The sequence below is a fragment of the Streptomyces sp. NPDC001927 genome (genome assembly GCF_053594455.1).
Window position 1 is genome coordinate 374,931 of sequence record NZ_JBSFEN010000003.1, and the last position, 23,942, is coordinate 398,872.

23 protein-coding genes are annotated in these 23,942 nt (G+C 74.0%); 15 read left to right on the forward strand and 8 right to left on the reverse strand.

All coding sequences use genetic code 11. From position 1 onward, the window contains the following. Positions 1-10: 10 nt before the first annotated feature. Positions 11-1,744 (reverse strand): class I adenylate-forming enzyme family protein, encoded by a 1,734-nt coding sequence (locus tag ACWCO8_RS09110; RefSeq protein WP_451031683.1) that lies wholly within the window; start codon positions 1,742-1,744, stop codon positions 11-13. Further along, entirely contained in the window at positions 1,741-3,534 is a 1,794-nt protein-coding gene (locus tag ACWCO8_RS09115) for a CoA transferase (protein ID WP_451031684.1), read from the reverse strand. Before ACWCO8_RS09115 ends, ACWCO8_RS09110 begins: the two co-directional genes overlap by 4 nt. Positions 3,535-3,705: 171 nt before the next feature. Here ACWCO8_RS09115 and ACWCO8_RS09120 point away from each other — a divergent pair, with 171 nt between their 5' ends. Beyond that, the gene (locus tag ACWCO8_RS09120) at positions 3,706-4,890 is read left to right on the forward strand and encodes an acyl-CoA dehydrogenase family protein (RefSeq protein WP_451031685.1); all 1,185 of its coding nucleotides are present in this window, start codon (positions 3,706-3,708) and stop codon (positions 4,888-4,890) included. Here the strand turns inward: ACWCO8_RS09120 and ACWCO8_RS09125 are convergent. Both ACWCO8_RS09125 and ACWCO8_RS09130 read right to left on the reverse strand, forming a co-directional pair. Then, on the reverse strand, positions 4,877-5,986 hold the full coding sequence (locus tag ACWCO8_RS09125) for a sugar ABC transporter permease (RefSeq protein WP_451031686.1): 1,110 nt from the start codon (positions 5,984-5,986) through the stop codon (positions 4,877-4,879). The genes ACWCO8_RS09120 and ACWCO8_RS09125 overlap by 14 nt on opposite strands. After that, on the reverse strand, positions 5,983-7,176 hold the full coding sequence (locus tag ACWCO8_RS09130) for an MFS transporter (protein ID WP_451031687.1): 1,194 nt from the start codon (positions 7,174-7,176) through the stop codon (positions 5,983-5,985). Before ACWCO8_RS09130 ends, ACWCO8_RS09125 begins: the two co-directional genes overlap by 4 nt. A gap of 231 nt (positions 7,177-7,407) precedes the next feature. Between ACWCO8_RS09130 and ACWCO8_RS09135 the strand changes: the two genes are divergently transcribed. Together ACWCO8_RS09135 and ACWCO8_RS09140 are read left to right on the forward strand one after the other, a co-directional pair. Next, entirely contained in the window at positions 7,408-8,118 is a 711-nt protein-coding gene (locus ACWCO8_RS09135) for a hypothetical protein (RefSeq protein ID WP_451031688.1), read from the forward strand. A 117-nt stretch (positions 8,119-8,235) separates the two neighbouring features. Next, positions 8,236-8,952 (forward strand): sigma-70 family RNA polymerase sigma factor, encoded by a 717-nt coding sequence (locus ACWCO8_RS09140; protein ID WP_451031689.1) that lies wholly within the window; start codon positions 8,236-8,238, stop codon positions 8,950-8,952. A 130-nt stretch (positions 8,953-9,082) separates the two neighbouring features. Here ACWCO8_RS09140 and ACWCO8_RS09145 read toward each other — a convergent pair whose 3' ends face one another. Next, positions 9,083-9,781, reverse strand: coding sequence for a helix-turn-helix domain-containing protein (locus ACWCO8_RS09145; RefSeq protein WP_451031690.1), 699 nt, complete (start codon positions 9,779-9,781; stop codon positions 9,083-9,085). A gap of 96 nt (positions 9,782-9,877) precedes the next feature. Here ACWCO8_RS09145 and ACWCO8_RS09150 point away from each other — a divergent pair, with 96 nt between their 5' ends. The 6 genes from ACWCO8_RS09150 (at position 9,878) to ACWCO8_RS09175 (ending at position 16,880) form a co-directional block, all read left to right on the forward strand. Next, entirely contained in the window at positions 9,878-11,512 is a 1,635-nt protein-coding gene (locus ACWCO8_RS09150; protein ID WP_451031691.1) for an amidohydrolase, read from the forward strand. Positions 11,513-11,625: 113 nt separating this feature from the next. After that, positions 11,626-13,260: an ABC transporter substrate-binding protein gene (locus tag ACWCO8_RS09155; protein WP_451031923.1), complete on the forward strand. Its 1,635-nt coding sequence runs from the start codon at positions 11,626-11,628 to the stop codon at positions 13,258-13,260. Then, positions 13,257-14,210 carry an ABC transporter permease gene (locus ACWCO8_RS09160; protein ID WP_451031692.1) on the forward strand — a complete coding sequence of 318 codons (954 nt, stop codon included), beginning with the start codon at positions 13,257-13,259 and terminating at the stop codon, positions 14,208-14,210. The genes ACWCO8_RS09155 and ACWCO8_RS09160 overlap by 4 nt, the downstream gene beginning before the upstream one ends. Continuing rightward, complete coding sequence (locus ACWCO8_RS09165) at positions 14,207-15,085, forward strand: ABC transporter permease (protein ID WP_362010069.1); 879 nt, start codon at positions 14,207-14,209, stop codon at positions 15,083-15,085. The genes ACWCO8_RS09160 and ACWCO8_RS09165 overlap by 4 nt, the downstream gene beginning before the upstream one ends. 5 nt (positions 15,086-15,090) lie before the next feature. Further along, the gene (locus tag ACWCO8_RS09170; RefSeq protein ID WP_451031924.1) at positions 15,091-16,068 is read left to right on the forward strand and encodes an ABC transporter ATP-binding protein; all 978 of its coding nucleotides are present in this window, start codon (positions 15,091-15,093) and stop codon (positions 16,066-16,068) included. Next, positions 16,065-16,880, forward strand: a complete 816-nt coding sequence (locus tag ACWCO8_RS09175) for an ABC transporter ATP-binding protein (protein WP_451031693.1) — start codon at positions 16,065-16,067, stop codon at positions 16,878-16,880. The genes ACWCO8_RS09170 and ACWCO8_RS09175 overlap by 4 nt, the downstream gene beginning before the upstream one ends. 13 nt (positions 16,881-16,893) lie before the next feature. Here the strand turns inward: ACWCO8_RS09175 and ACWCO8_RS09180 are convergent, their stop codons facing one another. Next, on the reverse strand, positions 16,894-17,292 hold the full coding sequence (locus ACWCO8_RS09180; RefSeq protein WP_451031694.1) for a hypothetical protein: 399 nt from the start codon (positions 17,290-17,292) through the stop codon (positions 16,894-16,896). A 169-nt stretch (positions 17,293-17,461) separates the two neighbouring features. Here ACWCO8_RS09180 and ACWCO8_RS09185 point away from each other — a divergent pair, with 169 nt between their 5' ends. From ACWCO8_RS09185 to ACWCO8_RS09200, 4 genes are all read left to right on the forward strand, one after another. Beyond that, positions 17,462-18,217, forward strand: a complete 756-nt coding sequence (locus tag ACWCO8_RS09185; RefSeq protein ID WP_451031695.1) for a DJ-1/PfpI family protein — start codon at positions 17,462-17,464, stop codon at positions 18,215-18,217. A gap of 74 nt (positions 18,218-18,291) precedes the next feature. Beyond that, positions 18,292-19,047, forward strand: a complete 756-nt coding sequence (locus tag ACWCO8_RS09190) for a (Fe-S)-binding protein (RefSeq protein WP_451031696.1) — start codon at positions 18,292-18,294, stop codon at positions 19,045-19,047. After that, positions 19,044-20,486 carry a LutB/LldF family L-lactate oxidation iron-sulfur protein gene (locus ACWCO8_RS09195; protein ID WP_451031697.1) on the forward strand — a complete coding sequence of 481 codons (1,443 nt, stop codon included), beginning with the start codon at positions 19,044-19,046 and terminating at the stop codon, positions 20,484-20,486. Before ACWCO8_RS09190 ends, ACWCO8_RS09195 begins: the two co-directional genes overlap by 4 nt. Then, complete coding sequence (locus ACWCO8_RS09200) at positions 20,483-21,133, forward strand: LutC/YkgG family protein (protein WP_451031698.1); 651 nt, start codon at positions 20,483-20,485, stop codon at positions 21,131-21,133. The genes ACWCO8_RS09195 and ACWCO8_RS09200 overlap by 4 nt, the downstream gene beginning before the upstream one ends. Positions 21,134-21,213: 80 nt before the next feature. Here the strand turns inward: ACWCO8_RS09200 and ACWCO8_RS09205 are convergent, their stop codons facing one another. Together ACWCO8_RS09205 and ACWCO8_RS09210 are read right to left on the reverse strand one after the other, a co-directional pair. After that, on the reverse strand, positions 21,214-21,510 hold the full coding sequence (locus ACWCO8_RS09205; protein WP_451031699.1) for a hypothetical protein: 297 nt from the start codon (positions 21,508-21,510) through the stop codon (positions 21,214-21,216). 218 nt (positions 21,511-21,728) lie between these two features. Beyond that, positions 21,729-22,664 (reverse strand): TIGR03564 family F420-dependent LLM class oxidoreductase, encoded by a 936-nt coding sequence (locus tag ACWCO8_RS09210; RefSeq protein ID WP_451031700.1) that lies wholly within the window; start codon positions 22,662-22,664, stop codon positions 21,729-21,731. A gap of 227 nt (positions 22,665-22,891) precedes the next feature. Here ACWCO8_RS09210 and ACWCO8_RS09215 point away from each other — a divergent pair, with 227 nt between their 5' ends. Further along, on the forward strand, positions 22,892-23,659 hold the full coding sequence (locus ACWCO8_RS09215; protein ID WP_362010046.1) for a GntR family transcriptional regulator: 768 nt from the start codon (positions 22,892-22,894) through the stop codon (positions 23,657-23,659). Positions 23,660-23,704: 45 nt separating this feature from the next. Next, the gene (locus ACWCO8_RS09220; RefSeq protein ID WP_189962398.1) at positions 23,705-23,932 is read left to right on the forward strand and encodes a 4Fe-4S dicluster domain-containing protein; all 228 of its coding nucleotides are present in this window, start codon (positions 23,705-23,707) and stop codon (positions 23,930-23,932) included. The last annotated feature ends 10 nt before the right edge of the window (positions 23,933-23,942 follow it).

Genomic DNA, 23,942 nt, shown 5'->3' on the forward strand with positions numbered 1-23,942 from the left:
CACCGTCATGTCATCCGGCTGCGTGAACTTGCTGGCCTGTGTGGATGAGTTGAGCGCGCAGGGCCGCTCGGTCGGGCTTGCCCGCCGGGGTCAGCGGGAGTTCGGCGACGGTCAGCAGACGCTCGGGGTGCTTGCGCGCTTCGAGGCCGTACGCGGTCAGGTGCGCGCCCAGCGAGTCGAGCGCCAGGGGCGGGCCGGCCGGCCCGTCGGCACGGGGCACCACGCAGGCCGCGAGCCGCTCCCCCATCAGCTCGTCCGGCACGCCGACGCAGACGACGTCCCGGATCCCGGGGTGGGCGGCGAGGGCGCGTTCCACCTCGGCGGGGCTGATGTTGGCGCCGCCGCGGATCACGATGTCCTTGAGCCGGCCGACCACGTGGAGGATGCCGTCCGGGTCGAGGAAGCCGAGGTCGCCGGTGCGGACCCAGCCGTCGGCGGTGCGGTAGCGGGCGTCGAGTTCGGGCGCGCCGACGTAGCAGAGCGGGGTCATCGGGCCGCGCGCGACGATCTCCCCGACGCCGCCCTCGGGGAGCGGCTCGTGGGTCTCGGTGTCGGTGATCCGGATCTCGGCCACCCGGGGGTCGGGCCGGCCGGCGACGACACCGGCCGCGTCGGTGGGCGGGGTGCGGTTCTCCAGGCCGGTGTGGCAGTTGACGCCGTCGGCCGATCCGTACAGGTTGACGACCGGGCAGCCGAAGGCCGCCGCCGCGTCGGCCGCGGTCGTCTCGTCGAGCGGCGCGCCGCCCAGGACGAGGGCGGTGGGCGTGGGGAGCTCGGTGGACGCTTCTTCGGCCGTCTCCAGTCGGTCGAGCATCATGCGGATCATCGTCGGCACGCCGAGGATGTGGGTCGGCTCGTGCTCCCGGATCGCCGCGAGGGCGGCCTCGGGGGTGAACCGGTCGAGCAGCACGAGCGTGCCGCCGTGCCGGGCCAGGGTGACGGCCGTGCCGTTGGAGCCGAACGCGGAGGCGAGCGGCACGAGGAAGAGGCAGCGCGGCGGGGTGCCGTCGGGGATGAGGGAGGCGAGGAAGTTCCCGCGTCCGCCCGCGAGGGCGTTGTGCGAGTACGCGATCATCTTCGGCTCCGCCTCGGAGCCGGACGAGACGAGGATGCGGGCCGCGCTGTCGGGGTCGGGGCGGGCCGCGACGAAGTCGGCCGGATCCGAGCGCAGCAACTGGGAGAAGGCCCCGGCCCCTTCGGGCGCGGTCCCGGGTCCGGCGGCGACGACGTGGCGCAGGGCGGGCAGCTGCGGGGCCAGGGCCAGGAGGTCGGCGGCGGGATGGGCGTCGCGGTGCTCGGTCGCGGCGATCACGGCGACGGCCTCGGCGCGCCGCAGCAGGGAGGCGGCCTCCTGCGCGCACCGGCCGGCCGGGAACGGCAGCGCCACGGCTCCGAGTGCGGCGAGGGCCAGGTCGGCGATGACCGCGTTGCGGTTGTCGGGAAGCTGGACGCCGACCACGTCGCCCTCGCGTATGCCGAGCTCTCTGAGCCCGGTGGCCAGACATCGGACCTTGCGGTCGAGAGCGGTGTAACAGAGCTTCCCTTTGGAGTCGAGGACTGCTGTGCGGTGGAGCTCGGCGATCTGGCGGGCGCGGAAGAGGCTGTAGAGGTCGAGGTCGGGGCAGGTGCCGTCGACGGCCCAGGAGCGGCGCAGCCGCGCGGGGAGGAGGTCCCGGAGACCGGTCGTGGCGCCGGGTGTCCTGGCGAGGGGCAGGCTGGGGGCGGTGAGGCTGTCGGCGGTCATGCGAAGCTCCAGGGGTCGGGGACTGCGGGTGCGCCGTGCGCGTCGCGGCTGATCGAGCCGGCGAAGCGCGGGTCGTGGTGCAGGTCGGAGAGATCGGTGGTGACCGCCGTCGCGGTCAGACCGTGGGCGCTCAGCTGCCGTACGGCTTCATCGGTGGGCAGCTCGCTCAGGTCGTACGCGACCGCCGCGCCGGCGCACGCGTCGGCGGGGGTGACCCAGCCGTCGGCCGTGGGCAGCGGGTGGCGGAACCCGGCAGGGCGGCGCGGGTCCGCGCCTCCGGCGGCCCGCCGCAGCGCGGGGGCGATCAGCGTGTCGGCGGCGCCGAGGAGGGAGGAGTCGACCCGGACGCCGTGACCGGCGCGTTCGCGCAGCAGGAGCCCGGCGAGCACCGCCTCCGCGCCGACGAGCCCCCCGAGGACGTCGAGGAGGGTCATCAGGGAGGGCGCGGCGGTTTCGCCGTGCGGGCGGACGGCCTCGCCGACTCCCGTTCGGGCCTGCACCATGAAGTCCGTACCCATCGGGGCCTCGCCCAGCCGGTCGGCCCAGCCGCTGGTGTACGCGTGGACCAGGGCCGGGTTGACGGCAGCGAAGTCCTCGGCGTCGAGGCCGAGTTCGGCGGCCTTGCCCGGGGCCCAGTTGTGCAGGAAGACATCGGCCTCCGCGGCCATCTCCCGCAGCCGCCGCCGGTCGTCGGCCGACTTGATGTCGATCTCGACGGCGCGCTTGCCCCGGTTGAGGGCGAGCCAGCGCGCCGACACCCCCGAGCACGCGGGCGGCATACCGCGCAGGGGGTCACCGCCGGGCGGTTCGATGCGGACGACGTCGGCGCCCAGGAGGCCGAGGAGGTGGGCGGCGAGCGGGGCCTGGATGCGGCGGCCCGCCTCCAGGACGGTCAGGCCCGCGAGCGGACGCTCGGGGCTGGGCGCGCTCACCGGGGGCGCGGTTGTGCCCGGTCGCAGGAGGCCGAGCGACCAGGGGGCGGCGCCGTCGTCCTCCGCCGCGCGCTCGGCCAGGGTGCGCAGGGCGCAGACCTCGGCTCCGGAGACGCTCGCGGCCCGGCGTACGCGCTCCCAGCCGTGGGCGCGCGTGGTGGCGTGGAGCGTGGCGGGGAAGGGTGCGCAGGCGGTGGCGTATCGGAACTGGAAGGGCTTCCAGCCCGCCCGTATCGCGTCGGCCGGGGCGCCGAGGGCCCGCCAGAAGGCCGCCCAGGCCCCCGGGTCCAGGGTCTCCAGCTCGAACCGGACGCCGTCGGCGGAGGTGAACGGCGGCCCGCCGGGCGCCAGTTCGGCGGCCTCGCCCTCGTCGGCCCCGGCGGCGGCGAGGTACTGGGAGACGGCGAGGAGCCCGGCCCGGTCCGCCGAGGTGCCGACCCGCGCAGGGCCCTTGCCACCCCGGGCCTGGGCGAGGAGGCCGGCGAGCATGCCCTGCACGGTAAGGACGCCGGTGGCGGTGGCGGCGAAGTCGGCGGCGAGCCCGCGCGGAGCGCCGTCACGCCGGCCGTGCACCGCCATGATCCCCGTGGCGGCCTGGACGGTGGCCTCGTCGGCGATCCCGTACGCGGCGGGCGCGCCGCTCCAGGACATGACGGCCTCGACGTCGGCGAAGCCGCCCCCGCTCAACTGGGCGGCTGCAGGAGCGCGTTCGCGGCCGGGTGCGGCGAGCGTGGTCGCCGTGGCACCGAGCAGCCGCAGGTGACGGGCGACGACATCGGTGAGCTCCGGCGGCCCGACGGCGTCGAACTCGAGTGTGTCGAGCGGCCGGACCGTCTGGGTGGTGACGGATGTCGCCATGCCTCTCCTCTCCCGGCGCGGCGGTCGCGGCGCCCGGTGGGTGTTGGGTGAGCGGGAACCCGAAGGGCTCCGCTCCCGACCAGTTCCACGCATGAGTCAGTCGGACAGCCGTTCCCACGGGTTCCCGGCGACCTGGACCCTGGCCCCTGAAACCCGAACCGGAGGAGTGACGTGGCTGATACGGCCGTACAGGAGCGGGTGGCCGCGTTCGTACGGACGCTGGTCGTCCCGCGCGAGGGCGTGCTCGACGCCGGCGGCCCGGCCGCCTCGGCCGCCTTGCGCGAGCTGCGGGAGGAGGCGGTGACGCAGGGGCTCTGGGCGCTGCCGCTGCCCGCCGAACTGGGCGGTGGTGGCCTTGGGTTGGCGGAGTACGCGGCGTACGCCGAGGCAGAGGGGGCCAGCGACCACGGGCCCGCGGCGCTGGGTTCGGCCCCGCTGCTCGACGTACGGATGCTGGCGCGGCACGGCAGTGCGGGGGTACGGGACCGGTACCTGAAGCAGCTCGTGGCCGGGGAGGCACGGACCTGTTACGCCATGACGGAGCCGGACGTGCCCGGTACGGACCCGTTCCTGACCGCGACGCGCGCCGAGCGGCGACCGGACGGGAGTTGGCGCGTCACGGGGCGGAAGTGGTTCACGTCGGGTGCGGGGGACGCCGACCTGGTGACGGTCCTGGCCCGTACGGACGGAGCGGACGGCGACCGGGAGGGTCTGTCGCTGCTCCTGGTGCCGACGGGCTCGCCCGGGTTCCGGGTCGTGCGTGAACTGCCGGTGCTCGGGGTGGGCGGTCAGTGGGAGATCGAGCTGGACGGGGTCGTGATTCCGGGCGACCATCTCGTCGGCGGGCGGGGGCAGGGTCTGGCCGTCGCAGGTGAACGGCTGTCGTGGGGGCGGACGTTGCGGTGTCTGCGCTGGCTGGGCCAGGCGCAGCGCGCGTTCGACCTGATGTGTGACCGGGCGGTGTCCCGGGTCGGTTCGCGGGGGCCGCTGGCCGGTCACCAACTGGTCCAGCAGCACGTCTTCGAGGCCCTGCTCGCGCTGCGCACGACCCGCCCGCTTGTGCACGAGGCGGTGTCGCTGCTGGTGGCGGGGCGGGACGCGCGGACCGAGGTGGGCCTGGCCAAGGTGGCGGCCGCGCGGATGCTGCAGAAGGTCGCGGACGCGGCGATCCAGGTGCACGGCGCGGCGGGGCTCGGACCGGACACCGCGCTGCCGGCACTCTTCCGCACCGGCCGCGCGGCGCGGATCCTCGACGGTCCGGACGAGCTCCACATCACGTCGGTCGCCCGCCGCGTCCTGCGGGACCGCGACGCGGGTGGTCCGGCGGGTGGTGGTGTCGTCGCTACACGGCCGTGAGGTCGACGAGACCGGTGAGCGCGGCGAGTCCGAGGGCCAGGAAGAAGTCGCCCCAGACGAGTTGGTGCCGTACGGCGGTGCCGCTCCCGGCGTCGTAGCAGCCGTCGAGGAGCCTGCCGTCGGCCAGGTGCGCGGAGACCAGTCGCTGGAGCACGTCACGGGCGCGCTCCGCGTACCACGCGGAGCGGCTGTCCCGCAGGAGGGCGAGCTTCGCGAGGGCTACGGCGGTGATCGCGGCGGCGGAGGTGTCGAGGGGCCCGTCGCCAAGGCCGGCGTGTGCGGGGGGCACGAGCGGCTCGTCGGGGTGCGGCAGGAGCAACTCCAGTGCCTCGTGGACCGGTTGGGCGGCCGCTGAGGACTGCGCTGCCGGCAAAGCGTCGGCCACGGCGAGGAGGAGCCAGGCGCGGCCTCGGGCCCAGTCGGGGGGCGGGTCCTCGCACGGCTGCCAGCCGGTGGCGGTGTCCCACTGCCAGGCGGGGCGTGGCCCGCCTGGGCCGTGCACGCAGAGGTCGAGGTGGCTGCGGAGATGCGCGTCGGCTGCGGTGGCGTTCTCCGTGGCCAGCAGCGGGACCAGGCCGGGGACGCCGTCCGCCCGGGCGAGGAGTCGGGGGCCGCCGAGCGCGTCGCCCCAGGGGACCAGGCGGAGCTCGGGGTCGAAGTCCCGGAGGCAGGCGCGGGCCGCGCGCGCCCGGAGGGCGTCGGCGCCCGGGTCGCGGTCGGCGAGCGCGGTCCCGTACCAGAGGATGAGCCCGCGCGTCGCGGTGTCGGCCTCCGCCCAGGGCGCGAGCCGGGCCGTGCACTCCACCGCCGCCGCGCGGTCCCGCTCGTCGCCGGTGCCGCGGGCCCTCAGCCAGAGCAGCCCGGCCCAGAACCCGCCGGTCCAGGAACCGCGCCCGGTCGTGGTCCAGCGACCGGTGCCGGGGTCGGCGAACAGCGGGAACCGCGCCCCGACTTCGGCATGGCTCACCGCCACCCGGTCGAGCACCGCCCCGAGCGCCTCGGAGGCCCAGTGCTCCGGCTCGCCGGCGTGCACGCCCGGGACGTCGAGCCCTCGCACGTCATCCGCGCCGGACGGCGCCTCCCCCGTCGCCGTCATGACGCCTTGAGGACCGGGCTCTGAGCGCGGTCCCTGTTCGCCCAGACCAGGGCCACCGCGCTCGCCGTGGCGAACTCGGCGGCCACCAGGAGCCAGCCGGTGCCGTAGCGGCCCGATTCCGCGAGGAGGCCGAAGAGCGGCGGGCCCACGGCGAAGCCGGCGAAGAAGCCGGCCGCGACGAGGGCGGAGTCCTGGCCCGCGCGGCCGGGGGCGGCGCGTTGGAGGACGAGGACCATCGAGACCGCGTTGCCCGCGACCGCGAAGACACCGACGGCAGCCGCGCCCAGCCAGGCGGCCGGTTCCACGGCCCCCGCGGCCACGAGCAGCAGCGCGGCGCCGACCGCGCCGGCGGCCAGCAGGCCCGGGAGCCACTCGGCGCGGCCGGGGCGGGCCGCCCGCGACCAGCCGACGCGGCCGACGATCCCTGCCACGCCGAGGACCGCGACAAGCGCGCCGGCGGCGGTCGGCCCGAGGCCCAACTCCCGTGTGCCGAAGAGGGCGAGGTACGTGTTGACGGAGGCGATCCCGCAGCCGAGGAAGAGCGAGAAGACCGCGAGCCAGGCGATGAGCCCGCGCGGCACGAGCGACGGGCGCCCGCCCGGCGCCGGGGGCGCGGGAGGGTCCGCCGGGAGCGCCCGCCACGCCCACAGTCCGGTGAGCAGCGCCGTACCGGCGGCGATCCAGACGGCGCCCCGCCACCCGATCCCGCCCGCGAGGGCGGGCAGCGGCAACCCCGCGGCGAACGCGCCGAGTTGGACGCCGGACTGCTTCGTCCCGGTCACGGCGCCCCTGCGGTCGGGCGGAACGGCGGCCAGGACGGCCTTGTTGGTCGCGGGGTTCGCCAGCGCCTGCGGCAGCCCGCCCAGCGCGACCGCGCCGAGCAGCAGCCCCGCCCCCGGCGCCGCGCCGATCAGCGCGAGCGCGGCCGAGGAGACAAGGAGGAGCAGGACGAGGGAGCGCCTGGGGCCGATCCGGTCCACGACCCGCCCACCCGACGGCGACAGGACGGCGGCCGTGCCGAATCCGATGGTCGTCGTGAGCCCCAACACCGTGGGCGAGATGCCGAGTTCGTCGACCAGGCGCGGTCCGAGCGCGCCCAGCAGGAACAACTGCAGCATCGAGAACGCCATCGCGCAGGTCAGCAGTGCCGTGAGCCGGCGCTCCGCCCGCGCGTCCCCATCCATGGTCATGAGGCAAGGGTCGGATCGGGAGGCGGCTCAGTTCCCCTGCTCCGCTGTGACCTGTGCCACAACTCCTTTGCTGAGTACGGCATCGGGAAGGTTCCGTACCTACCGGTGCCTACGGACGGGGGGAATGCGAGGATGGCCCCCGCCATGATTCCGGACCAGTGGTGTCGAGGGATACGGGCCGCGGTGTTCGCGGCCGCCTGTGTGTTGCTCACAGCCACCGGCCACGTCCTCATGTCGGACACCTCTGTGCCCTGGTGGACGCTGGCGGCGGCGTTCGCCGTGACGGGCGGGGCGGCCTGGTGGCTCGCCGACCGGGAACGCGGTCCCGTCGGGGTCACCGCGGCGACGGTCGCCGCGCAGGCGGCCCTGCACACCTGCTTCTCCCTGGCCCAGGGCGCCACTTGGGCGTCGGGCTCCTGGCTCTCGTACCTGACCGGCGGCGCCTCGGGCCCGGGCAGCGCGACCGCCCCCACGACCGCGACGCACACCGCCCACTCCTCGCGCACGGTCCTGGGCCACGACCACATGGCCCACGCGACCATGGGTCACACCACCATGGCCCGCGACCCCATGGGCTACGCCTCCACAGGCCAGTCCGCCATGGGTGGCGGCCCCATGGACCTCAGCCCCATGGACCTCACACCCATGTCCGGCCACGACATGGCGGACATGTCGGCGAGCGGCATGCTCGCCGCCCACCTCCTCGCCGCGCTGCTGTGCGGCCTCTGGCTCGCGCACGGCGAGCGCGCCGCGTTCCGTGTCCTGCGCGCCCTCGCGGCCCTCGTCCTGGCGCCGCTCCGCCTCATCCTGCGGCTTCCCGCACCGCCCCACCGCCCCCGGATCCGCGCCCGCCGCCACGAGCGGGCCCGACGGCTCCGGCAGCTCCTCCTCGCCCACGTCCTCACCTCCCGGGGTCCACCCCCGGTTGCCGCCGCCCTCTGACGGCCGGCGGCAACCGGAACCACCGGTCGAGCGCGCCCGCGCCCGGCCGTACGACACACCGGCCGCGCCCCACACGCGCGCCGCCGGGACCCCATTCCTCACGAAGGACCCGAGGCGATGACCCCTGCCCCGAACCAGCCGCGCGTGTCGCGGCACGCCACCTGTACCGCCGACGAGGCGGTGACCCTCCTCGCGCTCGCCGCACGCAACGGCGACCCGCAGGCCGTGGACCGTTTCGTGCGCGCCACCCAGCGCGACGTCTGGCGGTACGTCGCCTTCCTCAGCGCCGACACCCAGGCGGCCGACGACCTGACCCAGGACACGTTCCTGCGGGCCCTGGGCGCGCTCGGCCGCTTCGAGGGCCGTTCGTCCGCGCGGACCTGGCTCCTCGCGATCGCCCGACGCACGGTGATCGACAGCGTCCGGCACGCCGCCGCACGCCCGCGGCTCTCGGGCCGGGACGACTGGCAGACGGCGGCCGAACTGGCCCAGCCGCGCGGTCTTCCCGGCTTCGAGGACGGCATCGCGCTCGCCGAGCTCCTGGCGGCGATACCGGCCGAGCGCCGCGAGGCGTTCGTCCTCACCCAGCTGCTCGGGCTTCCGTACGCCGACGCGGCCGCCGCGATCGGCTGCCCTGTCGGCACGGTCCGCTCCCGGGTCGCCCGGGCCCGCGGCGCGCTGATCGCCCTCCTGACCGAGGAGCCCACCACGACGCCGCCCGCGCTCGCGCCGTCGTCGGCGGAGTCGACCGCGGCCTCGACCGCGACCGCGCCCTCCCGTCCCCGTACCCCGGCCCGTACCCGTACGAGCGACAGGGCGCCCCTGGTGGCCTGAGCCACCGAAGCCACCGGCGCACACCCGCCGAGGCCGCGAGCCGCCACCCCAGCCGCTCGCGGCCTCGGCCGTGACCGGGCACCGGCTCCGGCACCGGCACCGGCACCGGCACCGGAGCCAGGACGCGCCCCTACCCCCGCAGCCGCGCCTCCGCCGCCTCCAGCATCAGGTCCAGGGCGAACGGATACCCGCTCTCGCGCATGTCGGCCGCCAGGAGCGGGAACGTCGCCGCGACGTTCGGGTGGGTGTCCGCCGGGAGCTTCCCGTACGAGGAGAGCCACACCTCCTCGTCGGCCTCGCGGGCCGGCCTCGGCAGGGCGTTCGCCGCCGCGTCCAGGGCCGCGAAGGCCAGCGCCTGGTCGACGAAGGCGTGGTAGAGCCGGACCGCGGTCGGATCGGGGAAGCCCGCCCCGCGCAGGATCCCGAGGATCTTCTCCACCGCCGCCGTCTCGTGGGCGCGCCCGGTCGTCCGGTGCGCCGCAAGCAGCGCGACCTGCGGGTTCTCCACGTACACCCCATGGATCCGCAGCCCCATGTCGCGGAGGTCCACCCGCCAGTCACCGGTGGGCGTCCACCTGTCCTGGGCGAGCCCGATGAACTCGTCGGCAAGCCGGAGCAGCAGGTCGTCGGTGTTGCGGAAGTACCGGTAGAGGGAGCTGGGGTCGGCGCCGAGGGCGGTGCCGAGCCGCCGTACGGAGAGCGCGTCCGCGCCGTGCTGCGTGACGAGCCGCAGCGCCGTGTCGATGATCAGCCGTTCCGAGAGGACGGCGCCTTGCTTGGTGGGCCTGCGGCGCCGCCGCTGCCCTTCGGGAACCACTCGCTCGGCCATGGGCGGACCTTACGACAACACCATTGACATGTAAACGCACCGACCAGTTCCATATCCGTTCACCAGACCCCTCCGCACTCTCGTTCTGGAGCCCCCATGTCCAAGGCCGATCTGGTCTTCACCCATGGCCCCGTCCACACCGGCGATCCCGCCCGCACCCGGGCGAGCGCGCTCGCCGTCACCGGGGAGCGCATCACCGCCGTCGGCCACGACGACGTCCACGCCCTCATCGGCCCGGACACGGAGGTCGTGGACCTGCGGGGCAAGGTGCTGCTGCCCGGCTTCCAGGACGCGCACATCCACGCCGTCTTCGGCGGGACCGAGCTCGCCGAATGCGACCTGACCGGCACGGTCGGCGTCGAGGACTATCTGGCCCGGATCCGGGAGTTCGCCGACGCCCACCCGGACCGCCCGTGGATCACCGGTGGCGGCTGGTCGATGGAGAGCTTCGAGGGCGGTCTGCCGACCCGGCAGCTCCTCGACTCGGTGGTCGCCGACCGCCCGGTCTACCTCGTCAACCGCGACCACCACGGCGCCTGGGCCAACACCCGCGCCCTCGAACTCGCCGGACTCACCCGGGAGTCGGCCGATCCGGTCGACGGCCGGATCGAGCGCGAGCCGGACGGCACCCCGAGCGGCACCCTGCAGGAGGGCGCCACCGGCCTGGTCTCACGGCTCGTCCCGCCCAGCACCCCCGCCGCCCGGCTCGCCGGTCTGCTGCGTGCGCAGGAGCTGCTGCACTCGCTCGGCATCACCGGCTGGCAGGACGCGATGCTCGGGGTGTACGGCGGCAACCCCGACCCCTCCGACGCCTATCTCGCCGCCGCCCGCGCCGGGACGCTCACCGCCCGCGTCAACGGAGCGCTGTGGTGGGACCGCGAGCGGGGCGCCGAGCAGATCGACGAACTCGTCGAACGGCGCCGTACGTTGGCGTACGGCCGGTTCCGCGCCGACTCCGTGAAGATCATGCAGGACGGCGTCGCCGAGAACTTCACGGCCGCCATGACGACGCCCTACCTCGACGGCTGCGGCTGCGCGACCGCCAACGCGGGCCTGAGCTTCATCGATCCGCTCGCCCTGCGCTCGTACGTGACCCGACTGGACGCCCTCGACTTCCAGGTGCACTTCCACGCGCTCGGCGACCGGGCGGTGCGCGAGGCCCTGGACGCGGTCGAGGCCGCGGTCGAGGCCAACGGCCGACGCGGGAACCGGCACCATCTCGCGCATCTCCAGGTGGTGCACCCGGACGACATGGAGCGCTTCGCACGCCTGGGCGCCGTCGCCAACATCCAGCCGCTGTGGGCCGCGCACGAACCGCAGATGGACGAGCTGACGATCCCCTTCCTCGGGCCCGAACGGGCCTCGTGGCAGTACCCGTTCGGCTCCCTGCTCCGCGCCGGAGCCACCCTGGCGGCCGGCAGCGACTGGCCCGTCTCCAGCCCCGACCCCCTCGCGGGCCTGCACGTCGCGGTGAACCGCAAGGAGCCCGGCACGACCGACGAGCGCGTCTTCCTGCCGGAGCAGCGCCTCGACCTGACCACCGCCGTCGCCGCGTACACCGCGGGTTCGGCCCATGTGAACGGCCACGACGAGACCGGCACGCTCCTCCCGGGCATGCTCGCCGACCTCGTGGTGCTCGACCGCGACATCTTCACCGCGCCGCCGGAGGAGATCGCCGAGGCGAAGGTGGACAGCACCTACGTCGGCGGCACGCGCGTGTACTCCGCCTGACGCCTCTCCACACCCTCCACTCCCCCCCACCCCCCGCACCCCCGCAGTACCGCTCCTCGCTCGATCCCCCAGCGCCCGTCACTACACCCGTAAAGGGGTGGGTCTCCTTGCGCATGTCCAGAGCCACCGCACTGCTCGTCCGTACCGCCACCGCCGTCGCCCTCGCGGCCGCCACCGCCGGCTGTTCCGGCGCCACCACGTCCGGGGCGGGCTCCGCCGCCTACACGGTGACCCCGACCTCCCCGCCGGCGAAGGGAGCGCTCACCTCCCTCACCTGGTCGCTCTACGCCGAGCCGTACACGCTCGACTACGCCCTCGCCTACGACTATCCGCCCAACACCGTCCTCGCCAACGTCTGCGAGCAACTGCTCCGGGTCACCCCCGAGTTGAAGATCGAGCCCGGTCTCGCCGTGAAGTACGCCAACCCGGACCCGAAGACCTGGGTGTACACGCTGCGCCCGGGTGTGACGTTCCACGACGGCACGACGATGACCGCCGACGACGTGGTCGCCTCCCTCACGCGCCACATGGACCCGGCCACCGGCTCCCCCTGGGGCTCCGCGTTCAAGAACGTCGCCTCCATCAGCGCCTCCGGGCCGCTTGAGGTGACGATCAAGCTGAACAGGCCCGACGTCCTCCTCAACGAGCTGCTCGCCGCCTCCCCGGGCACGGTCGAGAGCGCCGCGTTCCTGAAGAAGGCCGGCAAGGAGTACGGCGGCCCGAAGGGCAAGGTGAACTGCACCGGCCCGTACGCGCTCGACGGCTGGGCGCAGGGCGAGAGCGTGACGCTCAAGAAGTACCCGAAGTACTGGGACGCGTCCCTGGTCCCGAAGAACGACACGGTGACCTTCACCTTCATCGAGGACCCGGCGGCCCGCACGAGCGCCTTCCTGTCCGGTACCTCCGACGGCGGCTACATGGTGCCGTCCTCCTCGATCGCGCAGTTGCGGGGGACGACCAAGGGGAAGCTGTACTTCGGCCCCAACACGGCGGCCGCCGACCTCTCGGTCCTCAACCTCAAGGGCCCGCTGGGTGATCTGAAGGTCCGCCGGGCGCTCTCCATGGCCCTCGACCGGAAGAACATCGTCAAGGCGGCGGCCGGCGGTGTCGGCATCCCCGCGAAGGCCCCCACCGCGCGCGGCGCGTGGGCGCTCGTACCGGAGAGGACGGAGGCGTACTTCGCGGCGCTCCCGGAGCCGGTGTACGACGTGACGGCCGCGAAGAAGCTGATCGAGGAGGCGGGGGCCACCGGCCGTACGATCACACTCGCGACGAGCACGCTCGCACCGGAGATCAGCGTCGTCGCCAACGCCGTCCAGGCGGCGGGCAAGGAGATCGGGCTCGACGTACGGCTGAAGTCCGTCGCCCCGGAGGCGTACAGCAGCATCTTCGTCGACCCCACCGCCCGCGCGGGCCTGGACCTGGTCGTCACCAACGGGTACGACAACACGCCGGACCCGCTGGAGTTCTACCAGTACCTGCGCACGGGCGACTTCGGGAACTACGGCAACTGGTCGAACGCCGAGTACGACGCCGCCTTCGACAGGGCGAACGCGGAGCCCGACCCGGCCCGCCGGGCGGATCTGACGGCCGAGCTGATGAAGATCGCCGTACGGGAACTCCCGGTCATCCCGCTCTACGAGGCGCCGTACTCGGTCTTCCTCGGCAGCCGGGTGACCGGCGCGCCGACCGGGATCGCCCAGCTGTACTACCCGTGGGCGGCGACGATCGGGGCGGCCCAGTCATGACGCGCTATCTCGCGGGCCGACTGCTCGGCCTTCTGGCGGTGCTGTTCGTGACCTCGGTCGTGGTCTTCGGCGCCGTGCACCTCGCTCCCGGCGACCCGGTGTCGTTCCTGCTGCACGGACGTCCCGCGACGCCCGAGGCGGTCGCGTCGCTGCGCGCCCAGTACCACCTGGACGACCCGGTCCCGGTCCAGTACGCGAAGTGGCTGGGCGGGGTCCTCCAGGGCGACTTCGGCCGCTCCGCGCAGTTCCACCAGGACGTGGGCGCCCTGATCGGCTCGCGGCTGTCCGGCACGGGCGTGCTGATCGGGTACGCGGCGCTGCTCGTCGCCCTCCTCGGGGTGTCCGCCGGCGTACTCGCGGCCCTGCGGCCCGGGGCGGTGGACCGGGCGGTGCTGCTCGGCACCGGTGTGGCGACGGCGACCCCCTCGTTCGTCAGCGCCATCGGCCTCGTCTCGCTCTTCTCCGTCCAACTGGGCTGGTTCCCGGGGCCCGGTGGGACACCCGAGGGCTTCGGCGACCGGGTGTACCACCTGACGCTCCCGGCCTTCGCCCTCGCGATCACCTTCGCCGGGCTGCTCGCCCGGGTGACCCGGTCGGCCATGCTCGACGAGATGGGGCGCGAGCACGTCGAGGTGGCGCGCGCCCGGGGTGTCGCGGGCCGCGCGGTCGTCCGCCGGCACGTGCTGCGCAACGCGCTCGGCCCGATCGTCACCGTCGGCGGCACGATGCTCGCCTCCCTGCTGATCAGCACGTCCATCGTGGAGACCGCGTTCAACGTGTCCGGGGTCGGTTCGCTGCTCGTGCAGTCCGTGACCGCGAAGGACTTCGCGGTCGTCCAGGCGATCACTCTGCTCGGCGTCACGGGCTTCGTCCTCGTCAATCTCCTCGTCGACCTGCTCGTTCCGCTGGTCGACCCCCGCCTTTCACTCCACGGGGAGGCCTCCGGATGACCACCACCCTCTCGCCGCCGTCGAGCGCGCTGCGCCGCCGCCCCGGCATGCGCGGGCTGCGCGTCCTCGGGCAGGGCCCGCTCTTCACGGCCGCCGTCGTCGTCCTGGTCGCGCTCGTCCTGGTCGCCGTCCTCGCGCCCGTCCTCGCGCCGTACGACCCGGAGGCGCTCGACCTGTCGGCGAGCCTGGTCGGCACGAGCGGCGACCATCTCCTCGGCACCGACCAGTCGGGCCGGGACATCCTGTCGCGGCTGCTGCACGGCGCCCGGACGGGGCTGCTCGGACCGCTGCTCGTGGTCGGTGTCTCCACGGCGCTCGGCACGCTCCTCGGTCTCGTCGCCGCCTGGCGCGGCGGCTGGGCGGACGCGGTGCTCTCCCGGTCGATGGACCTCGTCTTCGCGCTGCCGGGTCTGCTGCTCGCGATCCTGCTCGTGGCCGTCCTCGGTTCGGGCATGACCGCCCCGGTGATCGCCATGGCGGTGGCGTACACGCCGTACGTGGGCCGGCTGGTGCGCGGTATCGCCCGTCAGGAGAAGGCCCGTGCGTACATCGAGTCGTACCGGGTGCAGGGCTGGTCGGGCTGGACGATCTGTCTGCGCCATCTGCTGCCCAACATCGCCCCGACGGTCTTCGCGCAGTCCGCGATGAACTTCGGGTACGCCCTGATGGACCTGGCCGCGCTGTCGTACCTCGGCTTCGGCGTACAGCCGCCGACGGCCGACTGGGGCGCCATGATCAACGAGGGCCAGGGTGCGCTCCAGCAGGGCGCGATGCTCCCCGCGATGGCGCCGTCGGTCTGCGTCGTCCTGGCCGTGGTGGCGTTCGGCATCGTCGGCGAGGGCATCGCCGACCGGATCGCGAAGCGGGAGCGGTGAGCACGATGGACAAGCAGTCTCCAGTCCTGCGGATCGACGGGCTCGAGGTCCGGCTGCCGGGCGCGCAGGCGGCCCGGCCGCTCCTCGACGGGGTGACTCTGCGGGTCGCGGCCGGCGAGACCGTCGGCCTGGTCGGCGAGTCCGGCTCGGGCAAGTCGGTCGCGTGCCGCAGTGTGCTCGGCCTGTTGCCGGCCGGGGCACGGACGAGCGGTGAGGTACGGGTCGGGGGCCGGGACGTCCTGACGATGGACCGGGCGGACCTGAACCGGCTGCGGGCCCGGCAGGTGGCGATGATCTACCAGGACCCCCGGGCCTCGGTGAACCCGCTGCGCCGCGTGGGCGACTTCCTCACCGAGGGGCTGCGGGGCGCCGGAACCCCGGCCTCGGTGGCGCGGGCCCGGGCCGAGGAGCTCCTCGACGCCGTCGGCATCCGCGATCCGCGCGGCGCGCTGCGCCGCTATCCGCACCAGTTCTCGGGCGGCATGCTCCAGCGGGTGGTGATCGCCGCGGCGCTCGCGGGCGAGCCGGAGCTGCTGGTCGCGGACGAGCCGACGACGGCGCTCGACGTCACCACGCAGGCCGAGATCATCTCCATCCTCACCCGCCTCCAGGCGGAGCGGGGCACGGGCCTGCTCTTCGTCACGCACGACCTGGAGCTGGCGTCGGCGATCTGCGACCGCGTGTACGTGATGTACGCGGGCCGGATCGTCGAGACGGCGGCCACGGACGCGCTGTTCGACCGGCCGCGCCACCCGTACACGGCGGGCCTGCTGGCCTGCACCCCGCGCATCGAGGCCGGGGCCCCGGCCCCGCGCCCCATCCCGGGCCGCCCGGTCTCCCTGGCCGAGGCACCCCCGGGCTGCGCCTTCGCGGGGCGCTGCGCGCACGCGCTGCCGAGGTGCGCGGAGGAGCCCCCTGCACTGATCGCCCAGGGCGACGGCCTGACGGCCTGCCACCGCGCCGACGAAGGAATCGAACTGTGAGTGGTACGTCGGAGGAACTGGTCGTCGAAGGCCTGCACAAACGGTACGGGGACCATCTGGCCGTGGACGACGTGTCGTTCACCCTCGCGCCGGGCGCCTCGCTCGGCATCGTCGGCGAGTCCGGCAGCGGCAAGACGACGACCGTGCGGATGCTGGTCGGCCTGGAGCGCCCCGACGGCGGGACGGTCCGCGTCGGCGGCCGGGACCGCTCGACCCCGGCCCGCGGCCGGGCCGAACGCCTCGCGCGGGCCCGCGAGATCCAGATGGTCTTCCAGGACCCGTACCTCTCCCTGGACCCCAGGGTCCCGGTGGCGCGGTGCGTGGAGGAGGTGCTCCGCCTCCATCACCCCATGGACGCCCGGTCCAGGGAGGCCCGTGTCGCCGAACTCCTCGACCAGGTGGGCCTCGGCGAACGGGAGGCGTCCGCCCTCCCCGGCCGCCTCTCCGGCGGCCAGCGCCAACGCGTGGCGATCGCCCGCGCACTGGCCGCCGAGCCACGGGTCCTCGTCCTGGACGAGGCGGTGGCGGCCCTGGACGTCTCGATCCAGGCGCAGGTCCTGGAACTCCTGACGAGGATCCGCCGCGAGACGGGCATCGCGTTCCTCTTCGTGACCCACGACCTTGCGGTGGTCCGCCACATCACGGACGAGGTGATGGTCCTCAAGGCCGGCAAGGTCGTGGAACACGCCCCGACCAACGACCTCTTGGAGTCCCCGACCCACCCCTACACCCGCCTCCTCCTCGCCTCGGTCCCCCACCGAGGGTGGAGTCCGACGACCCTGGCGTCTGCGGGCCGGGGTCGGCCGGACTAGTCCTCGTGCCGCATCAGGTCGACCCGTTCCGGACCGCCCGGGACCGCGCCGCACGATCCCGGGCGCGAACGATCAGCAGCGGTACGGACCCGACCAGCACCATCGCGAAGGCGCCGATCCAGTGGCGGGCCTGCTGACCCATCAGCAGGCCCGACACGGCACCGAAGACGGCGCCCGCGATCGGGATCAGCGCCGCCTTCCAGGGCGCGAGGCGATCGGTGAGGTCGGCGATGCAGAAGTACGCGACGATGAACCCCGCGAAAAGGGCGACGGCGTACCACTCGCCTCCGTCGGGGAAGGACCAGCCCTTGCGGTTTCGCTCGAGCCCCAGGTCGACGCCCCCGGCGACTCCCCAGAAGAACGCGCAGGACCCCACCACGCCGACAACGACGCGCCACCCCGTGTCTGTCATGCCGAGATCATATGAAGGACGCCGGAGAGCGTGAACGTCCGACGGGACGAACGTCGCGTCGGGCGGCCCGACATGCGACCGCGGAACTCCTGTGTCCCGCGCCACGACCAACTACCCATGAGGCCACTGGTGTTCAGTGGCGAGGTTCGTGACGGGTGGAGGCAAGCGCATGGTGGGGATCGATCGACGGAAGGCACTCGGGTCGGTGGCGGGAGCGGGGGCCGTCGTCGCCGGGTGGGGTGCGGGCGGCGGGACCGCGTCCGCGGCCACCGTGACCGCGAGCGGGTCGCCCGCGTGGAGCGCCGAGCGGCCCTTACGCGTACACATCGTCGCGTTCGACGGCGCGGAGGAGCTCGACATCTTCGGCCCGCTGGAGGTGTTCGGGGCGGCCAGGGCCATGGGGTATCCCGTACACCCCCTACTGGTCACCAGCGGGAAGCGGCCCGGCCGGGTCACGGCGAGCTTCGGCACCGAGATCGCCGTCCCCGGCGGCTGGGACCCGAGCGCCGCCGACGTCCTCGTCGTCCCCGGCGGCGGCTTCCGGAAGCGCGACGCGCCCGGCATCTGGACCGAGATCGCCAAGGGCGTCCTCCCCCGCGCCCTTGCCCGCGCCGAGCGGCCGTCCCTGACCGTCCTCGGCGTGTGCACCGGGGTCGTCGTCCTGCACGCCGCCGGGCTCCTCCGCGACAGGCCCTGCACGACCCACCACGGGGCACAGCAGTACCTCAAGGACCAGGGCGCCGACGTCCGTACCGTCCGCGTGGTCGACGACGGCAACCTCGTCTGCGCGGGCGGCGTCAGCTCCGGCATCGACGGCTCGCTGTGGCTCCTGGAGCGGGAGCTCGGCTCCGAGGTCGCCACCCGCGTCGAGGCGCTGATGGAGTTCGAGCGTCGGGGAACGGTGCTGCGTACGGCCGGCTCATGAGTTCCGAAGGGGTACGTTCCGGGGAGAGGATCAAGGGATCGACGGACGTGACCTGACCTGACCCTAGGAGCCCGATGCGTGTCGCTCTCTTCCTGACCTGTGTCAACGACACGCTCTATCCCGACACCGGCCGCGCCGTCGTACGGCTGCTGACCCGTCTGGGCGTCGACGTCGACTTCCCGCCGGGTCAGACCTGCTGCGGGCAGCCGCAGTACAACACCGGCTACCGCCGCCTCGCGGAGCCGCTCGCGCTCCGCTTCGCCGAGGTCTTCGGCGGGTACGACGCGATCGTCACGCCCTCCGGTTCGTGCGGGGCCATGGTGCGCGAGCTGTACCCGCGCATGGGCGAGCGCGCCCGGGCGGAGGGGCGTGGCGGCGGGCTCGCCGCCGCCGTCGCGCCGGTGGTGCCGAAGACGTACGAGCTGACCGAATTCCTCGTCGACGTCCTCGGGTTGACGGACGTCGGCGCCTACTACCCGCACAAGGTCACCTACCACCCCACCTGCCACGGCCTGCGCGGTCTCGGCCTCGCCGACCGGCCCCAGCGGCTGCTGGCGGCGGTCAAGGGGCTTGAGCTCGTGGAGCTGCCGGGCGCGGAGGAGTGCTGCGGCTTCGGCGGCACCTTCGCGGTGAAGAACCCCGACGTGTCCGCCGCGATGGGCGCCGACAAGGTCCGCAGCGCCGTCTCGACCGGTGCGGATGTGCTCTGCGCCGCCGACAACTCGTGCCTGACGCACCTCGGCGGCACGATGAGCCGGCTCGCGGTCGGCGTCCGGCCGGTCCACATCGCCGAGATCCTGGCGAGCACGGAAGAGGAGCCCCTGGTATGAGCGGTGCGAGCGATACCTTCCTCGGCATGCCGGCCTTCCCCGAGGCCGCGCACGAGGCCGTACGGAACCCCACCCTGCGCGCGAACCTCCGGCACGCCACGCACACCATCCGCGACAAGCGGGCCAAGGCGGTCGCCGAGCTGGACGACTGGGCCGAGCTGCGCGAGGCCGGCAAGCAGATCAAGGAGCACACCCTTCGCCATCTCGACCACTACCTGGTGCGGTTGGAGGAGGCCGTCACGGCAGCCGGCGGTGTCGTGCACTGGGCCGCCGACGCCGACGAGGCCAATCGGATCGTCACCGACCTCGTGAAGGCGACCGGGGAGACCGAGGTCGTCAAGGTCAAGTCGATGGCCACGCAGGAGATCGGGCTCAACGAAGCCCTGGAGGCCGAGGGCATCGCCGCCTACGAGACCGATCTCGCGGAGCTGATCGTGCAGTTGGGCAAGGACCGTCCCTCGCACATCCTCGTCCCCGCCATCCACCGCAATCGGGGTGAGATCCGGGACATCTTCCGCGCGGAGATGGGGAATTGGGGCCGCCCGGCGCCCGAGGACCTCACCGACCGGCCCGCCGACCTCGCGGAGGCCGCCCGGCTCCACCTCCGGGAGAAGTTCCTGCGCGCCAAGGTCGGCATCTCCGGCGCCAACTTCATGGTCGCCGAGACCGGCACGCTGGTGGTGGTCGAGTCCGAAGGCAACGGCCGGATGTGCCTGACCCTGCCCGAGACGTTGATCTCCGTCGTCGGTATCGAGAAGGTCGTCCCTACCTGGCGGGACCTGGAGGTCTTTCTCCAGACCCTGCCCCGCTCCTCGACCGCCGAGCGGATGAACCCGTACACCTCCATGTGGACGGGCACGACGGACGGCGACGGGCCCTCCACCTTCCACCTCGTCCTGCTCGACAACGGGCGCACCGACACCCTCGCCGACGAGGTCGGCCGGCAGGCGCTGCGCTGCATCCGCTGCTCGGCCTGCCTCAACGTCTGCCCCGTGTACGAACGGGCCGGCGGCCACGCCTACGGCTCCGTCTACCCCGGCCCCATCGGCGCGATTCTCACGCCCCAACTCCGGGGAACGGCAAGCGAGATCGACGCCTCACTGCCGTACGCCTCCTCCCTCTGCGGGGCCTGCTACGACGTGTGCCCGGTCGCCATCGACATCCCCGAGGTCCTCGTCCACCTCCGTGAGAAGGTCGTCGAGCAGGGCGGCCACCGTCTGGAGGGCGCGGCGATGGGGGCGGCGGCCTGGGCCTTCGACCATCCGCGCGCGTACGAGGCCGGGCAGCGCCTGGCCGCCCTCACCCGCCGCCTCCACCCCTCGCGCCTTCCCGGTCCCGGGCGCGCGTGGACGGACAGCCGCGACCTGCCCGAAGTCCCGGCGGAGTCCTTCCGCGCCTGGTGGAAGCGCGAGCACGAACGAAAGGAGGGCTCCGCGTGAGCAGCAGGGACCTCGTCCTGGGCCGGATCCGCCAGGCTCTGACCGACGTACCCCCGGCCGACCCGGACACCGCGTACGAAGCGGCCGTACCGCGTTCCTATCGGCGGGAGCACGGCGACCGGGACCTGGACCGGACCGTCGACCTTCTCGCCGAGAACCTGGCGGAGTACCGGGCCGTCGTCCACCGCTGCCGACCGGAGGAGCTGCCGGAGTTGATCGGCCGCCTCCTCGCCGAGCGCGGTGCGCGCCGGGTCCTCGTACCGGCGGGGCTGCCCCGTGCGCTGCTCGACCGTACGGACGCCACCGTCGTCGCGGACCGGGCCGACCTCACCCCGTACGAACTCGACGCCGTGGACAGTGTCGTGACCGGCTGCGCGGTGGCCGTCGCCGAGACCGGCACCGTGGTCCTCGACGCCGGCCCGGACCAGGGCGGCCGTCGGCTCACCCTCGTCCCCGACCACCACGTGTGTCTGGTGCGCGTCCCGGAGCAGGTCGTCGGCTCGGTCCCGCAGGCGCTCGAACGGCTCGACCCGGCGCGCCCCCTGACCTGGATCTCGGGGCCCTCGGCGACCAGCGACATCGAACTCGACCGGGTCGAGGGAGTCCATGGGCCGCGACGGCTCGACGTCGTCCTGGTCGGCGCCTGAGTGTCCGCACAGCTGAGTAGCCAGGTACCTGAGTTCCTGAGTACCGTCCCGCCGGGCACCCCCGCCCGGCGGGACCCCCCTCACTCTCCCGCTGCCGCCGCCAGCGGCTCACGGGACAGCGGCGCCCGTTCGGCGGTCCGGTGGACCAGGGCGAACGGGATGGAGAGGCTGTCGCACATCCTCTTCGCGCGGGCGACCGCGCTCATGGTCGCGGCGGAGGCCGGGCCGCCCGGCAGGTCGAGGACGACGGCCGCCGGCCGGTGGGCGTCGACCAGGGCCTGGATGAGGAGAGCGGCCGCGGCGCGATTCGTGACGTCGAGGCCCTGATGCAGTGTGACGCGGAGCGTGCCGACGTCGATGTGGTGGGTGAGAAGCATGCGACCTCCAGACGGAACCTCGGGTGTGCCCCGGCAGTCCGACGACGGAGCCAAGGGCAAAAGGGCTGGTTCCCGGCATTTGGCCCGGGAAAACCCAGGTCAGGCCCCCTTCCTGCGCCTGGCCCCGCCTGCGACCGCCGCGCCGACCCACCTCCGGTCCCGCCGTCGCCCCCGCCCCGGCCCACCGCCGGTCCCGTCGGCCGTCTGCGGCCCGCCCGTCAGGTGCCGGACGCCAGCTCTCCGAGCAGCTTCCAGGTGCGGCGGCGGTCGTCCTCGCCGCCCAGGTCGGTCGCCGTGAACACCACCTCCGTCGCCCCCGCCTCGCGGTACCGGCGGACCTCCGCCGCGACGGTCTCCTCGTCCCCGATCACCGCCACCTCGGCGGCCCTCTCGGCGCCGGACAGGCCGATGACCCGCTGGTAGGAGGGGATCTTCTCGTACAGCGCCAGCGTCTCGGCCGCCTTCTCCCGTACGGCGTCGGCGTGGGCGCGAGCCGTGACCACGCCGGGGACGAGCGCCACGACGCGCGGCGCCGGCCGCCCGGCCGCGTCGGCGGCGGCGGTGAGGGCGGGGACGATGTGGTCTGCCAGGGCGCGCGGCCCGGCCAGGAACGGCAGGGCGCCGTCGGCGAGTTCCCCGGTGACGCGCAGGGCCTGCGGGCCCATCGCGGCGACCAGGAGCGGCACGGGCGGGGCGGCTCCCGGTACGGCCGCCGGGAGTGGGGTCGTGGCGGTCAGCAGCTCGCCGTGGAAGTCGGCGGTACCGGTCTCAAGCAGCGGGCGCAGGGCGGTCAGGAACTCCCGGAGCAGCGCGATGGGACGCGCGTACGGGATGCCGAAGCCGTCCTCGGTCAGATGCCGGGTGCCGAGGGCGAGCCCGAGGTGGTAGCGGCCGCCGGTCGCGGCCTGGGCGGTCTGTGCCTGGCTGGAGACGAGCAGCGGGTGGCGGCCGAAGACCGGGATCGCGGAGGTCCCCACCTGTAACCCGGGCACCTCGCGCCCGACGATCGCGGCGAGCAGGGGAGAGTCGTACGAGAAGGTCTGCCCGAACCAGGCCGAGCGCAGGCCCGCGTCATGGGCCTCCCGCGCGAGCCGGACGGTGCTGTCGATGTCGAGCTGGTGGGCGGTCGAGCTGAGCGTCACTCCTGTGGTCATGCTCCGGGCAACAGCCCGCGGCGCGGGAGTCATTCCTCCTCGGGAGCGCGCGCAGGGGCCCGCGGTGTCGCATCGTGGGCAGAACGTGTCCATCTGGTGGGCCCGTGGGTGGCGGATCTTGTGAGGTCGTCGAGGAAACCGCAGGTCACAGCCGTGCCTTCGGGGCGTCAGGTGGCGCAATACCGCCGCAACACCACGCGCGCGCCGGCCCCGGTACGTTCCCGGACATGCCAGCCGAACCCACCCCCGCCTCCCTCCCGGTCGCCGCCGCGCGGCGTCGGCGGCTCCGCGCGGACCGGGCCCGGCAACTCGCCGACCTGCTGCGCCACCAGATCCTGACCGGCGGCTTCCCCGGCGGCGTCCTCCCTCTGGAGGACGTCATCGCCGCCGACTACCGGGCCAGCCGGAACACCGTCCGGCAGGCCCTGGACCTGCTGCGCGGCGAGCAGCTCGTCGAGCGGCAGCCCGGGGTCGGCACGGTCGTCGTCTGCGAGAAGTACCCGCACGGCCTGAACCGGCTCCAGGGCCTGGCGGAGACCCTGCACGAGCACGGCACGGTCACCAACGAGGTACGGACGATGGGTCCGGTCGCCGCGTCCGGGCCCGTGGCCCACCGGCTGCGCCTGCCCGAGCACACGGACGTGCTCTGCATCGAGCGGCTGCGCCGGCTCAACGGGCTGCCGCTCTCCCTGGACCTGTCGTACCTCCCCATGGACATCGGCGGCGAACTCCTCGGCTGCGACCTGGAGAACACGGACGTGTTCCGGCTCCTGGAGACGCTGACCGGCCGCCCGCTGGGGCACGCCGAGATCACCCTCGAAGCCGTCAACGCCGACGCGCACTCGGCCGCCGTGCTCCAGGCCCCGCGCGGGGCGGCCGTACTGATGCTGGAGCGGCTGACCTGTCTGCCCGACGGGCGGCCCGTGGACCTGGAGTTCATCCGGTTCCGGGGCGACCGCATCACCATGAGCGGCCTGCTGCACCGCTCCCTCTGACCCCTGCCCGAAGCACCTCCCCGCCCTTCCTTCCTGGAGACAGCCATGCCTCTGGTGCCGCAACGCGCCGACGTGCCCGTGACCATCGACGAGTCCCTGTGCATCGACGGCTGCACCCTCTGCGTCGACATGTGTCCGCTCGACTCGCTCGCGATCCGCGAGGACAACGGCAAGGCGTACATGCACGTGGACGAGTGCTGGTACTGCGGCCCGTGCGCCGCCCGCTGCCCCACGGGCGCGGTCACCGTCAACATGCCCTACCTGCTCCGGTGAAAGGCCCGAC